The sequence below is a fragment of the Alloalcanivorax xenomutans genome (assembly GCF_900217905.1).
Taxonomy (GTDB): Bacteria; Pseudomonadota; Gammaproteobacteria; order Pseudomonadales; family Alcanivoracaceae; genus Alloalcanivorax; species Alloalcanivorax xenomutans.
This window is the reverse complement of sequence record NZ_OBMO01000018.1, coordinates 63,667-77,295: the sequence shown is the minus strand read 5'-3', so window position 1 is coordinate 77,295 and position 13,629 is coordinate 63,667. Positions and strand designations below refer to the sequence as shown.

The window sequence follows — 13,629 nt, the reverse complement described above, 5'->3', positions numbered from 1 at the left end:
GGTACAGCCCGGCTTTTTTGTGTCCGTCATTCCTGGCGGCGATCCTTCACGATCACTTGTGATCGTCCTCTTCCTGCTCTGGAAAGGCGTCCGCCTGCTCGAGCCAATCCGGGCCCAGCTGGGCCTGGACATATTCCCGAATGAATTGCCGGACTTTCTGGGATGGCGTTACGTCCTCGCGGGCGCAGAGCTGTTCGAACGCGCGCTTTTTGCGAGGATCAATAAGAAGGGTGAGGCGGGCAGTGCGTTTTTCCATGTTAATTTGATTAACATTGAGTGAATGTTGAATAGGAATATAATGCTCATCTCATTTCTCTTCAATGGGATCGGGCCTTTATGTCGCACCGTCGCTATCTGTTCTCGTTGAAAATAGGTTATGCGCTGCGGGAGTGCGTGGCGGAGGGCTATGGCGCGGGCGCGCTGAGAAAGGACCTGGTCGCTGGGCTCACGGTTGGTGTCATCGCCATTCCCTTATCCATGGCGCTGGCCATTGCCAGCGGGGTACCTCCCCAGCATGGGCTGTACACCGCCATTATCGCCGGCTTTCTGATTGCCTTGACCGGGGGCTCGCGCTTCAGTGTCTCGGGTCCGACCGCCGCCTTCGTGGTGATCCTCTATCCGGTGGCGCAGAGTCACGGCTTGCCTGGATTGCTGATGGCATCGGTGTTGGCTGGCGCCATGTTACTCCTGATGGCGCTGTGTCGGCTGGGGCGGTTGATTGAGTACATACCCCAGGCGGTAACGCTGGGTTTTACCGCGGGAATCGCGGTGGTGATCGCGACCCTCCAGCTCAGTGACTTCCTCGGACTCAATAGCGGACCGGCACCCGAAGGTTATCTGCAAAAGTGGGTGGCGCTGATTCAGTACCTGCCGGGGCTACATGGCCCCAGTCTGCTGGTGGCGGTCGTAACGCTGGCCACTCTTATCCTCTGGCCGCGTCTCAGAACGCCGCTGCCCGCCCATTTACCCGCGGTCTTGATCGGCTCGCTGCTGGCCTGGGGGCTCAGTCGCTATCAACTGCCGGTGGAGACCCTGGGTTCCCGTTTCACTTTTCTGCTGCCGGATGGCTCCCGGGGGTACGGAATTCCACCGGTATTACCGGCCTTCGACTGGCCCTGGAATCACGGCGTTGGCGGTGGTGACAGCCATCTCTGGTCGTGGGCGTCTCTGCGGGAATTAGTGCCGGCGGCGTTTGCCATTGCCATGCTGGGAGCTATTGAATCGTTGTTGTGCGCGGTGGTTCTGGACGGTATGTCGGGTAAACGCCATAGCGCCAATAGTGAATTATTGGGGCAGGGCATCGGTAATCTGGTGGCGCCGTTTTTTGGCGGTATCACCGCTACCGCGGCAATTGCCCGGTCCGCCGCCAATTTCAAAGCGGGAGCCAGGTCGCCGGTGGCCTCCATGATCCATGCCCTGGTGGTACTGCTGGGCATGGTGGCATTAGGGCCCTGGCTGGCCTATTTGCCGATGCCGGCAATGGCGGCGTTGCTGATGATGGTGGCCTGGAACATGAGCGAGGCGCACAAGGCGGTGCGCCTGCTCCGTCGTGCTCCCCTGGGCGAGGTGCTGGTCTTTCTGACCTGTTTCTCCCTTACGGTATTTCTCGATATGGTGGTGGCCATCACCGTGGGGGTGTTGCTGGCCGCTTTGTTGTTCATGCGTGAAATCGCCGCCATGACGCGGATCTCCGACATTACCGATTCGCCCCGCTTGCGCGACTATCCGATTCCGGGACAGTGGGGCGTGCTCAAAATCGTGGGACCGCTGTTCTTCGCCGCCGCCGACAGGGTCTTCGCTGAAGCCGACGAGCTGGCTGCCGGCCGGTCTGGTGTGGTGCTGTATATGGATGGCGTATCGGTGCTCGATGGTGGGGGTGTTTCCGCTCTGCAGGGCTTCGTCGACCGCTGCGCCGCCCGTGGTTGTCAGGTAGTGGTGGCGGATCTGGGCTTCCAGCCTCTCAAGACTCTGGCCCGCGCGGGTATGGCGCCGCAGGCCGGACAGCTGAGGTTCTCTCCGAGCCTTGATGAGGCCCTGAAGACGCTGACCTGAGTGATTGGCGGCTTCCGACTTTACGCAATTTTGCGTTTGTCCCTCTTGTGTTCCCCGGCGGCGGGGAGCATCACTAGTCAGACCCAGGTTCCACGTCTGAATCCGCAGGGAGGTATCATGAGCGATAAGCAACCGTTTCTGACCGATATCAAAACATTGCGTGAACGAGCCCGTAAGCACATCGAACAAGGGGCCGTGACCGAGGGGTACAACGCTGACCGCACTCAGGTGATCGAGCTGTTGAACGCGGCTCTGGCCACGGAAATCGTCTGCACGCTGCGTTACAAGCGGCACTACTATATGGCGGATGGGCTGAACGCCAGTATCGCCGCCGAAGAATTTCTAGAGCATGCCCAGCAGGAACAACAGCACGCCGACTGGCTGGCCGAGCGTATCGTACAGTTGGGAGGCGCGCCGAATTTCTCCCCCGAAGGCTTGCAAAGCCGGTCCCACGCGGAATACGTGGAAGGGGAGACTCTCAAGGATATGGTGCGCGAGGACCTGATCGCCGAGCGGATCGCCATTGACAGCTATCGTGAGATCGCCTCCTATCTGGGCGACAAAGACCCCACTACCCGCCGTATCATGGAAGAGATCCTGGCCCAGGAGGAAGAGCACGCCGACGATATGGCGGCGATTCTGGAAGCGCTGTGATTTCTTTCCACGGGGCGCTGGCCGGAGAGCCGGCGCCGCTTACGCCGACGTCGTAATGGAGATATCTATGACCGAGCCCCGTGTGGTGAAACAACCCGGCCGAATTGTCGCCGGCATTCAGATACGTACCAGCAATGAACTTGAAATGCGGTCGGATGACGCCCGCATTCCCCGCCTGTGGCAAAGCTTTGAAAGCGAAAAACTGAATGAGGTGATTCCGGATAAGGCGGCGGGATCCCCGGTGTATGGCGTTTACACCGAGTACAGTAATGGCGCGGAAGGCGAATACAGCGTGCTGGCCGGTGTCGAAGTCACCGATGAGGCCAAGGTGCCGGAAGACTACGTCACGGCGGTACTCAATGCCGGCGACTATCTGGCTTTTGAAGGGCAGGGGCAACTGGACAAGATCGTCCCGGAAACCTGGGCGCGGGTATGGGCCTATTTCGAGTCGGCGGAGGCGCCGCGGAGAGTCTTCGAAACGGATTATGAGGTTTACGAGAGCACCGACAAGGTCACCCTGTACGTCGGTATCCGTTAGCCGTCATCAGCCTGCCAGAGTTGTCCGAGGGGCCAGAGCCGGGCTGACGCCCGGCTCCGTCATGGTGTTATAAGCCCATGCAGTTGGCGTAGAAGGTGGTGGTTGCGGGCCAGTCGGAGAATACCGCGGTAACCCCCACGTCCCGGGCCAGCACGTCCAGTAGTGTCAGGGTGTCGCCGTCATTGTTGATGGCCTCATTGACGCTCTGGTAATACCAGCCGCCTCCCGAAGCCAATGGGCCGGAGCGCTCCAGTGACCAGGCAATCAACCGCAAGCCGGCGGCGCGGGCGGCGCGGGCGTACTCGCTGGGGACGATCTGGTTGTTGTCATCGGTGGTGACCAGCATCCACAGCGGCGGCGCCAGATAATTCACGCCTTGTCCGGCCAGGGTGGCCATGTCTGGTTCCCAGGTGCCGGGGTTTTGCGGGTCCAGCCCGCTGCCGTCACGATCGTCCAAGTAAACCGCCTGGCGGCCATAGGCCGGCTCAGCGCTGATCCAGTAGAGCACATCGTCCAGATTGAAGGATTGAGGGAACACCTGACGTGGTGAGACCCCGGCTTCCTTGTATTCGTTGATCAATTGCTGAGCATACTGCTCCTGGGTGTAGTCCCCGTCGTAGGGCATGGGGACGCTGGGAGCCTTTAATTCCGGTGTCATCTTCACGCCCAGTTCCCGGAACAGTGCAATGCTTTCCTTGTGGCTCATCAAGGTGCCGTTCTGGCTGTAGAGATCGGTGCGCCAGTCCGGTGTGGCCGCCATGTATTCCTCCACTGTGGTGGCATCGGGATTGCCGGCGTCCATCTTGCCTTCAAGGCTCTTGAATTCTTCCAGGGTCAGATCACTGGTACAGCAGCTTACGTTACTGAAGTCGTACTCGCCGTTGCCCAGCGGCACCGGCGGGCTGCTGCATTTGCCGGCCAGATCGGTGGCCAGGATGTTGGTGGTGGTGTGCAGGTCGCATTGGGAATGGCGGCAAACCAGTTCCTTGTCCCGGGTGAAGGCGACATCGCATTCCAGAATACCGGCGCCCATGCGAGCCGCGGCCCGATAGGATTCCTCGGTATGTTCCGGGAATTGTAATGGGGCACCCCGGTGGCCGATGGACCAGTCCGTGCGCCGTTGCGGGCGTTTCCGCTCGGCACAGGATTGCAGGCGCTGCTTCAATGGGCCTGGATCCATGTCGTCCACCAGATAGTAGGGGCGCGGCCCCAGTTCCACCGCGCCGGCGACATGGGCAGGGCGGTGGCGGTCGGCACCGTGGCCATAACCGTTGCCTTTGCCGTTGTTGGCGCAGGCGGCGGTGGCCAGACCGAGCAGGGACAGGGCAAGCATGGAACGAGTCAGGGTCGAACGCATGGGGGGAGCTCCCTTCTTGAGTTATTGGGGGACTTCCCAACCTAGAAGTGTTCTATGACGATCCGGTTAGCGTCGTCTCCCCGCTCGGACCGGTTGCCTGAAGTGTGGACTGCGTCACGATCCTCCAGGAGGCAGGGGGCCTTTCGTGGAAGGATGTTCCGTTATGGTGCGCGTTTGGCATGGATGCTGCTTCTTTATTCAGGAAAGAAAAAAAGGGGGGGAGGCATGAGCACGGGATTGAGCGATCACTGGTTGATGCACCGACAGGTGGTCAGTCTGGTAAATCAATGCCGGCGCCTGATTCGCGAGGAATTCGCGGTAGCGCTGCGATTGTCTGATGCCGACCTGCGCCAACAGCTCAGACACTATGCGGGGGTCAGCCAGGACACGCGGATCCGCGCGTTGCTGAACGAAATCGATAGCCTGGCGCCGGAGCTTCAGGCCGAGCCCGAGGCGCCTCGTCAGATGTACCGTGGCCAGGCGGTCCGTTCAGAGGAGAAACCTTCCCTGACCATAACGCCCAAGCCGGTGAAGAAAAGCAAACGAATGTACCGCGGACGCCCAGTGGAGGATTAGGGGAAGGGCTTCCTTTCAATCCGGGGGTTTTGCCTTTCTGGAGGGGAGCGTCACCGGTCAGGGCGTTCCAGGACACGCTGTGAATACCCGCAAGACCCGCCTACGAAGCAGCAAGGCTTCCCATCACAAAGAGTCGATTTCCCGTCAGCCCGCGATGAACCTTATTTTTTCCCCAGTAGAGGTTTCAGAAAGCGCCCGGTGTGGCTGGCTTTGACCTTGACCACCTGTTCCGGAGTGCCCTCGGCAATGATCTCGCCGCCGCCATCACCGCCCTCCGGGCCGAGATCGACGATCCAATCGGCGGTTTTGATCACATCCAGGTTGTGTTCGATCACGACGATGCTGTTGCCGTGATCGCGCAGCCGGTTGAGGACGTCCAGCAGTAGCTGGATATCCTGGAAATGCAGCCCGGTGGTGGGCTCGTCGAGAATGTAGAGGGTGTTGCCTGTGTCGCGACGGGACAGTTCCCGTGCCAGTTTCACCCGTTGCGCCTCACCGCCGGACAGCGTGGTGGCGGCCTGGCCCAGTTTGATGTAACTCAGTCCCACGTCCAGCAGTGTCTGCAGACGCCGTTGCAGGGCCGGCACGGCGTCAAAAAACTCGCGGCCTTCCTCCACGGTCATTTCCAGCACTTCGTAGATGTTCTTGCCCTTGTAGGTGATTTCCAGGGTTTCCCGGTTGTAGCGTTTGCCTTCGCACACCTCGCAGGGAACATAAATGTCGGGCAGAAAGTGCATTTCCACCTTGATCACGCCATCGCCCTGACAGGCCTCGCACCGGCCGCCCTTGACGTTGAAGCTGAAGCGGCCGGGCTTATAGCCCCGTGACCGGGCTTCCTGGGTGCCGGCGAACAGCTCCCGCACCGGCGTGAAAATGCCGGTGTAAGTGGCCGGGTTGGAACGTGGAGTGCGGCCGATGGGGCTTTGATCGATATCCACCACCTTGTCGAAGTGGTCCAGCCCCTTGATCTCCCGGTATGGGGACGCGCGCAGGGTGGTGGCTTTGTTCAGGCGGGTGGCGGCCACCGGGTACAGGGTGTGGTTGATCAAGGTGGACTTGCCGGAACCCGAGACGCCGGTAATGCAGGTGAACAGGCCCACCGGCAGTTTGAGATGAGCGTCTTTGAGGTTATTGCCGCTGGCGCCGGTGAGTTCCAGCCAGCGATCGTTGGCGGCGACCCGCTTTTTCGGCACGGCAATGGCGCGGCGGCCGGACAGATAATCGCCCGTCAGGGACTTTGGATTGCCGGCCACGTCTTCCGGCTTGCCCTGAGCCACAACCTGCCCACCGTGCACGCCGGCGCCGGGGCCAATGTCGATCACATGGTCCGCCATGCGGATGGCGTCCTCGTCATGCTCCACCACCAGCACGGTGTTGCCCAGATCACGCAGCCGGGTCAGGGTGCTGAGCAGGCGCTCGTTGTCGCGTTGGTGCAGGCCGATGGAGGGTTCGTCGAGCACATACATCACCCCCACCAGGCCGGCGCCGATCTGGCTGGCCAGGCGGATACGCTGGGCCTCGCCGCCGGACAGGGTCTCCGCGCTGCGCTCCAGAGTCAGATAGTCCAGGCCGACATTGACCAGGAACTGCAGACGGTCGCGGATTTCCTTGAGGATCTTCTCGGCGATTTCGCCCCGGCTGCCGGCCAGTTTCAGCTGATCGAAATAGTCGAACGCCTTGCCCACCGCCATGCGCACTACCTGGGGCAGCGTGATCTCGTCGATGAACACATGCCGGGCGGCTTCCCGAAGCCGGGAGCCGTGACAGCTCGGGCAGGTGGAGGTGGAGAGGTAAGTGGCCAGATCCTCGCGTACCGCTTCTGATTCGGTCTCCCGGTAGCGGCGCTCCATGTTGGGGATGATGCCCTCGAACGGATGGTTGCGGCTGATGATGTCTCCACGGTCGTTGAGGTAGCGGAATTCCACGTTTTCCTTGCCGGTACCATAGAGGATCTTTTTGCGAACGGTTTTGCTCAGCTTCTTGAACGGCACGTCCATATCGAAGCCGAGGCTATCCGCCAGCGAGGTGAGCATCTGGAAGTAATAAACGTTGCGCCGATCCCAGCCGCGAATCGCGCCCTCGGCCAGGGACAGTTCATCACTGGTGATGACCTTGTCCTCGTCGAAGAATTGTTTGACGCCAAGACCGTCGCAGCTCGGGCAGGCGCCGGCCGGGTTGTTGAACGAGAACAGACGCGGCTCCAGCTCCGGGATGGAATAGCCGCAGTGTGGGCAGGCGAATTTGGCGGAAAAGGTGATCTCCTCGCCCTTGCCGTCCATGGGGGCAATGACCGCGATGTCATCCGCCAGGTGCAGGGCGGTCTCGAACGATTCGGCCAGCCGGTTCTGCAGATCCGGGCGCACCTTGAAGCGGTCCACCACCACTTCGATGGTGTGCTTCTTGTTCTTGTCCAGTGTCGGGGTGTCGTCCATATCGTGGATACGGCCGTTGACCCGGACCCGCACGAAACCCTGGGCACGCAGTTCATCGAACAGATGCAGATGCTCACCTTTCTTCTCCCGTACCACCGGTGCCAGCAGCATCAACCGGGCGCCGTCTTCCATGGCGATCACCTGATCCACCATCTGGCTGATGGTCTGGGCCGCCAGCGGTGCATCGTGCTCGGGGCAACGCGGCTCCCCCACGCGGGCGAACAGCAGGCGAAGATAGTCGTAGATCTCGGTAATGGTGCCCACGGTGGAACGGGGGTTGTGACTGGTGGACTTCTGTTCGATGGAGATCGCCGGACTCAGCCCTTCGATGTGGTCGACATCGGGCTTTTCCATCATCGACAGGAACTGCCGGGCGTAGGTGGACAGTGACTCCACGTAGCGGCGCTGCCCTTCCGCGTAGAGCGTATCGAACGCCAGCGACGATTTGCCGGAACCGGACAGGCCGGTGATCACCACCAGCTTGTCCCGTGGAATGTCCAGATCCACGTTTTTCAGGTTATGGGTACGGGCACCGCGCACCAGAATGGTATCCATGGGTACTACCACCTACTGTCAAAATGAACAGTGGAGTATAGGGGAAATGTTATGAAGGAGAAAAGAAATCAACGGCCGGACGGCAATGCCATCGGAAGGGCCGACACGCCGATGCGTGTCAGCCGGTGCGGGTTACAGGTTTTCCTGGGCCCAGTTCACGGCCTGCAGGCGGTTGGAGGCGTTGATCTTCTTGAAGATATTGTAGATGTGGGTCTTGATGGTATGGGGGCTGAGGTTCAGGGCGCTGGCAATCTCGGAGTTCTTGGCGCCGGTGGCCATGACTTTGAGTACTTCCACTTCGCGGTCGGTCAGATTCACCTCGCTGCGTGAGAAGGTCTTGTTGAAAGCGCGGCTCTTCACCAGGTATTGCTGCAGCACCTTGCGCGGGAACCACAGTTCGCCTTCGAAGATCGCCTTGATGCCCTTGGTCAGCAGGCCCTGGGGGCAGTCGTGCAGGAAACCGCCGTTGACCATCGGCAGTCCGGCCAGGCGCGATAGGGAAGCATCGTCGTCCACATTGAAGACGCCGGTGAGCACGTCGCAATCCAGGCGCTGATCCACGGCCAGGAGGTGGTTGATGACGTCGTTGACGTCCACCGAGTGGTAATCCACCAGGAACAGGTTCTGCTCCGCTCCTGCGAGATCGTCTTCGGCTACCATGTCGACCGTTTTCACGGCGGTGGCGGGAATGGACTCCTTAGCGAGAAACTCGGTAAGCAGGGCGTTTTGCAGGTGCTGGTTACCAACCACGTACACCTTCTGAGCGGGGATTTTATCCATGGAGTCTTCCGTGATGCGCTGAGGCTATCGGAGTGGCTACGAAAAATACCGTATTGTGCAAAAATCTATCACCCCTGGCGGGGCGGTTCAATTTGCTATTGCCTTAAGTGACAAGGTTTTACAGGTTCGAGCTTGACCAGAGAGCCGCCGAGGCGTTTTGTCCCCGCCCGGTGCCGGGGGAATCTGATACACTTGCCGCCCCCTAACCAGCCGCACCGGTTGCCAATCATCATGACGGACGAGTCCACCGCCGCCCTGCGGCGCACGGAAATCAGTACCAGCAGTTCTCTGGCCGCGATTTTTGCCCTGCGCATGTTCGGGTTGTTCATGATCCTGCCGATCTTTGCCGTGTTCGGCGGACAGCTCGAGGGCGCCACACCACTGCTGATTGGTACCGCCATCGGTGCCTACGGGCTGATGCAGGCGTGTCTGCAGATCCCTTTTGGCATGCTCTCCGACCGTTTCGGGCGCCGTCCGATGCTGTTGATCGGCCTGGCCCTGTTCATGGCCGGTGGGGTGGTGGCGGCGCTCAGTGACACCATATATGGCGTCATCCTGGGGCGTGCCTTGCAGGGATCCGGCGCCATTGCCAGTGTCATTATGGCGCTGATTGGTGATGTAGTGAGCGAGCGTAACCGCACCAAGGCCATGGCCTTGATCGGAATGTCGGTGGGCGGTTCCTTCATCCTGGCACTGATTCTGGGGCCGCTGCTGGCTCACTGGCTGGGGCTCAGCGGCCTGTTCTGGCTGACCGTGGCGCTCGGTGCCGTGGCGTTGCTGGTAGCGCTGCGCGTACCGGCGCCCAAGGTCATGCTCGATGAGGCACTGCCGCCATCGCAGCGGTTCCGGCGGGTGCTGGGCAGCGCGGATCTGCGCCGTCTGGATCTGGGCATTCTGGTGTTGCACCTGACCATGACCGCGTCCTTCGTGGTGCTGCCCAAATTATTGCAAACCCGGCTCGGCTTGAGCCTGGATCAGCATAGTCTGCTGTACCTGGTGGTTCTGGTGGCGGGTTTCCTGGCCATGATTCCGTTGATCATCGCCGCGGAGCGCCGTGGCGCGGTGCCGATCAAAAGAGCGGCGGTGGCTCTGCTGATCGTCGCCGAGGTGCTGCTGGCGGTGGCGGGCGAGACCCTGTGGCACTTCGTGCTGGCCTTGTTTGTCTATTTCATGGCCTTCAACCTGCTGGAGGCCCTGCTGCCCTCCATGGTTGGCCGAGCCGCGCCGGCCGGCACCCGTGGCACCGCCATGGGCGTGTACTCCACCAGCCAGTTCCTGGGCGTGTTCATCGGCGGGCAGCTGGGCGGTGCCCTGTTTCAGTGGGTGGGCGCGGAGGCGGTTTTCTATGGGTGCGCCGCCATGGCGCTGTTCTGGCTATGGCGTCTGGCCGGCATGAAGGAACTGCCAAAGCTCGATAACCGGGTCATTCAACTGAGCCCCGCCGACGACCCGCGCCATACGGTGGAGCGGCTGCGTGCCGTGCCCGGCGTGCTGGAGGCGGTAGTGGTCGCCGACAAGCATCTGGCCCTGCTGAAGGTGGATAACCAACTGCTTGACGAGCGCGCGCTCCAGGCCCTCGCCGCCGAAGGGCAAAACTGACAGAATACCCGTTTATCCAGTTATGCCGCCGCAGGGCGGCCCGTCGAATTTGAGGGAGTGCAAGGCCATGGCGAGAGGGGTGAACAAAGTGATACTGATCGGCAACCTGGGGGCCGATCCGGAAACCCGCTTCATGCCCAGTGGCGGGGCGGTGACCAATGTCCGCCTGGCCACCTCGGAAACCTGGAAGGACCGGCAGACCGGTCAAATGCAGGAACGTACCGAATGGCACCGGGTGGTGTTCTTCAACAAGCTCGGCGAGATCGCCGGTGAATACCTGAAGAAGGGCAGCAAGGTCTACATCGAAGGCTCGATCCGTACCCGTAAATGGCAGGGGCAGGATGGCCAGGACCGCTACACCACCGAGATTGTCGCCAACGAAATGCAAATGTTGGACGGCCGTGGTGACGGCGGTGGCGGCTTCGGTGGCGGGGACCGCCAGGGCGGCGGGGCGCCCCGTCAGCAGCAAGGAAGTTACGATCAGGGCGGCGATGACTACAACCAGGGCGGTGGCCAGAGCAGTGGCGGTCAAGGTGGTGGTTTCGGCGGCCCGGCAGACGATTTCGACGACGATATCCCGTTCTGATTGTCCCGCCACCCGCCCAGGGGCCTTTGGTCCCTGGGCGTCCCCCGGCGCTTGCCGACGTTTCCATTTCCTGAAATTCCCGGTTCCGTGAATATTCCATGACAAAACGACGGTCATGGCGGTCGCGGCTCGTCTTGTTAATGCGGTTCACCTGTTGGCGGCATGTTGCCCGCCGTCGATGTGGTCGGGCGGCATCAAGCATCAATCCAGACAATTGGCATGTTCTCGTTGCCCCCGCTCCCGGGGCAACGATCTTTTTCCGCTGCGCTATGCAGGCCTCCTTCTCTCTTGTTTCGGCACCGCCTGTCACGGTTGGGTCATAAGTATTCGCCCCGGGGAGAGGCGTCATGGGCCTGTCATTGTGATGGCCCACCCTGGCGCCCCTTCTTGTGAAATCGCGCCGTCTTGCCTACCGCGCGGCATCGGCCGTATTTGATCAGGTGCTAGCAGGCTCCGGATTGAGGTACAGTTAGCGTTTCGGCTTCGTTAGTGGCGCGGTCGTACCAGCCGGTCCGTCGGGATTCGGCCAGGCAAGTTCATTGGGGTAGTGGATTCATGACCATGGATGCCATGAAAAATAAACGTCTGTGTCGGCACCATCGTGTGCCTGGCAGGATGTCGGATGTTGGATTGAAATGATGCGTCGTGGTTTCGCCTTGGGGGCGGTGTTTGTTGTCAGCCTGATCCTGTTTCTCATTGTGTTGATGCCTGCGGCGGTGCTGGTGGAACGTATTCCGCAACTGCGCCCGGGCGGGGCTCCGCTGACCCTGGCCGATGCCCGGGGCCGCTGGTGGAGCGGCTCCGCGGCGGTCAGTTGGCGCGATCAACAGGGGCGGGTGCGCTGGGAGGTCAATTGGCACGGATTGACGCCGGGGCTTGATCTGGCCATGGTATCCAACGATTTGGATGTGCAAGGCTGGTTGGGCGCTGCCTGGGGCGACTGGCGCCTGGAGCAGTGGCGCGCCAATGTGCCGGTGGCCATGGTGAGCCGCTATATTCCCCAGGGTCAGGCCGATGGCACGGTGAGGATGACACTGATTGCCCTGGAACTCGCCGATGATGCCGTGGTCGATGCCAAAGGTACCCTTGATTACAGTGGGGGCACGGTTGGCTGGGGACGTGGTGAGTCCGCGCCGGTACCGCCACTTCAGGGACGTCTGAGTATGGTGGAGACCGGTCCGTCGCTGGTGGTGACGGACCCCGAACAGAAGCAAGTGTTCGCCGCGCGGGTGGCGGAACAAAAACTGAACGTACAAGTATTCAGGGCGTGGCCCCAATTGCTCGGGGTCAGCCAGGGGGGGGATCCCTCCGATGTGGTGTTCCAGATGAGTCAGCCGTTTCCGCCGGGACGCTGAAATATAGCGCTGGAAAAAAAAACCGCATTTTTTATATTACGGTAATGTGTCCGCTGTAGAGTCGGTCGATGTCGGCACCCGTGAACGTGTGTTGATGGGCCCGGCCCGGGTGAACAAGGACATCCAGCCAGCCCTGGAGCACCGGTTCCAGTATGGAAACGGCGCGTATCGGTGGCGGTTGGTATAACGATAACGGGAAGTGACGCTTTTATGATTCAGTGGGCCCAAAGGGGAAACACACGGCAATGGCTGCCTCCGCTCCGTTTGGCGGTGATGTTGCTGTTGCTGGTGGGGCTCGCCTACCTGATCGCGCAGACCGTCTGGCTGCTGAGTTATGGTCCCAATGACCCGGTGCCGGAATCGGGGCTGCGTACCGTTTCCGCCTCCGGGCAGGGCGGGGAGCGCCGTGGTATCTCCCCGTCGGAAATGGAGTCCTGGAACCTGTTCGGGGTGTACCAGGCGCAAGAGGAAACCAGCGACAAGCCTGTCGATGCTCCGGATACCCGTCTTAAACTGCAACTGCTCGGTGTCTTCCGCAGTCTGGACCGCACCCAGTCTTCCGCCATCGTTGCCGAAAGCGGCGGCGACGCGGAGCTGTACCGTATCGGTGATGCCCTGCCGGGCAATGCCACCGTCGAGGAAATTTACGCCGACCGTATCATCCTTAAACGCGTGGGGCAGTTGGAAACCCTGCGTTTGAGCGAGCTGGCCGCGCTCGGCGGGGTTTCGGTATCGTCGCGGCCTCCGCCTCCCCCTCCGCCAAGGCGGCCCCAGGAGCCGGCGCCGCCCGCTGAGGCGGACCTTGGCCAGCAGCGCACCACCCTGATTCGCCAGCTCGGTCTCAAGGCCGTCACCAGTGGCGAGAGCCAGGGGTACTCGCTGGGCTCTTCCGCGCCAAAACAACTGATCGAGCAGGTCGGCCTGAATCAGGGCGACGTGATTTTGTCGGTGAACGGGTACCCCCTGGGCACCGAGGAAAATGACCTGGCGGCGTTGCAGTCGTTCCAGGAGTCCCAGAGCGCCACCATCGTGGTACAGCGTGGCGATCAGGAATTCACCGTGAGTTATCCACCGTAGCGAGACCTTTATGGAGCCCCTGAAACAGCACCGCGGAGTTTCTGCCAAGAGGCTCCTGGCACCGGCCC

General features: G+C 61.1%; 12 protein-coding genes. 8 read left to right on the top strand and 4 right to left on the bottom strand.

Annotated elements, in window-relative coordinates; all coding sequences use genetic code 11:
• Window positions 1-52: 52 nt before the first annotated feature.
• Entirely contained in the window at window positions 53-256 is a 204-nt protein-coding gene (locus tag CRO06_RS14810; protein ID WP_097058777.1) for a CopG family transcriptional regulator, read from the bottom strand.
• Between the two features lie 80 nt (window positions 257-336).
• Between CRO06_RS14810 and dauA the strand changes: the two genes are divergently transcribed.
• From dauA to CRO06_RS14795, 3 genes are all read left to right on the top strand, one after another.
• Window positions 337-2,052, top strand: coding sequence for a C4-dicarboxylic acid transporter DauA (gene dauA / locus CRO06_RS14805; RefSeq protein WP_097058776.1), 1,716 nt, complete (start codon window positions 337-339; stop codon window positions 2,050-2,052).
• Window positions 2,053-2,169: 117 nt separating this feature from the next.
• Window positions 2,170-2,706: a ferritin-like domain-containing protein gene (locus CRO06_RS14800; protein WP_022995830.1), complete on the top strand. Its 537-nt coding sequence runs from the start codon at window positions 2,170-2,172 to the stop codon at window positions 2,704-2,706.
• A 67-nt stretch (window positions 2,707-2,773) separates the two neighbouring features.
• Window positions 2,774-3,244: a GyrI-like domain-containing protein gene (locus CRO06_RS14795; RefSeq protein WP_022995829.1), complete on the top strand. Its 471-nt coding sequence runs from the start codon at window positions 2,774-2,776 to the stop codon at window positions 3,242-3,244.
• Between the two features lie 67 nt (window positions 3,245-3,311).
• On the opposite strand, the gene CRO06_RS14790 is transcribed toward CRO06_RS14795, so the two are convergent.
• Window positions 3,312-4,601 carry a glycerophosphodiester phosphodiesterase family protein gene (locus CRO06_RS14790; protein WP_097058775.1) on the bottom strand — a complete coding sequence of 430 codons (1,290 nt, stop codon included), beginning with the start codon at window positions 4,599-4,601 and terminating at the stop codon, window positions 3,312-3,314.
• A gap of 225 nt (window positions 4,602-4,826) precedes the next feature.
• Here CRO06_RS14790 and CRO06_RS14785 point away from each other — a divergent pair, with 225 nt between their 5' ends.
• Window positions 4,827-5,177: a hypothetical protein gene (locus CRO06_RS14785; RefSeq protein WP_097058774.1), complete on the top strand. Its 351-nt coding sequence runs from the start codon at window positions 4,827-4,829 to the stop codon at window positions 5,175-5,177.
• Window positions 5,178-5,338: 161 nt separating this feature from the next.
• On the opposite strand, the gene uvrA is transcribed toward CRO06_RS14785, so the two are convergent.
• Both uvrA and CRO06_RS14775 read right to left on the bottom strand, forming a co-directional pair.
• Window positions 5,339-8,164, bottom strand: coding sequence for an excinuclease ABC subunit UvrA (gene uvrA / locus CRO06_RS14780; protein ID WP_097058773.1), 2,826 nt, complete (start codon window positions 8,162-8,164; stop codon window positions 5,339-5,341).
• 132 nt (window positions 8,165-8,296) lie between these two features.
• The gene (locus CRO06_RS14775) at window positions 8,297-8,944 is read right to left on the bottom strand and encodes a LuxR C-terminal-related transcriptional regulator (protein ID WP_055099462.1); all 648 of its coding nucleotides are present in this window, start codon (window positions 8,942-8,944) and stop codon (window positions 8,297-8,299) included.
• 231 nt (window positions 8,945-9,175) lie between these two features.
• Here CRO06_RS14775 and CRO06_RS14770 point away from each other — a divergent pair, with 231 nt between their 5' ends.
• The 4 genes from CRO06_RS14770 (at window position 9,176) to CRO06_RS14755 (ending at window position 13,561) form a co-directional block, all read left to right on the top strand.
• On the top strand, window positions 9,176-10,543 hold the full coding sequence (locus tag CRO06_RS14770; protein ID WP_022995825.1) for an MFS transporter: 1,368 nt from the start codon (window positions 9,176-9,178) through the stop codon (window positions 10,541-10,543).
• A gap of 67 nt (window positions 10,544-10,610) precedes the next feature.
• The gene (gene ssb / locus CRO06_RS14765; RefSeq protein WP_022995824.1) at window positions 10,611-11,129 is read left to right on the top strand and encodes a single-stranded DNA-binding protein; all 519 of its coding nucleotides are present in this window, start codon (window positions 10,611-10,613) and stop codon (window positions 11,127-11,129) included.
• Window positions 11,130-11,764: 635 nt separating this feature from the next.
• Window positions 11,765-12,484 (top strand): type II secretion system protein N, encoded by a 720-nt coding sequence (gene gspN / locus CRO06_RS14760; protein ID WP_080531531.1) that lies wholly within the window; start codon window positions 11,765-11,767, stop codon window positions 12,482-12,484.
• A gap of 210 nt (window positions 12,485-12,694) precedes the next feature.
• Complete coding sequence (locus CRO06_RS14755; RefSeq protein ID WP_244902839.1) at window positions 12,695-13,561, top strand: type II secretion system protein N; 867 nt, start codon at window positions 12,695-12,697, stop codon at window positions 13,559-13,561.
• Window positions 13,562-13,629 lie beyond the last annotated feature (68 nt).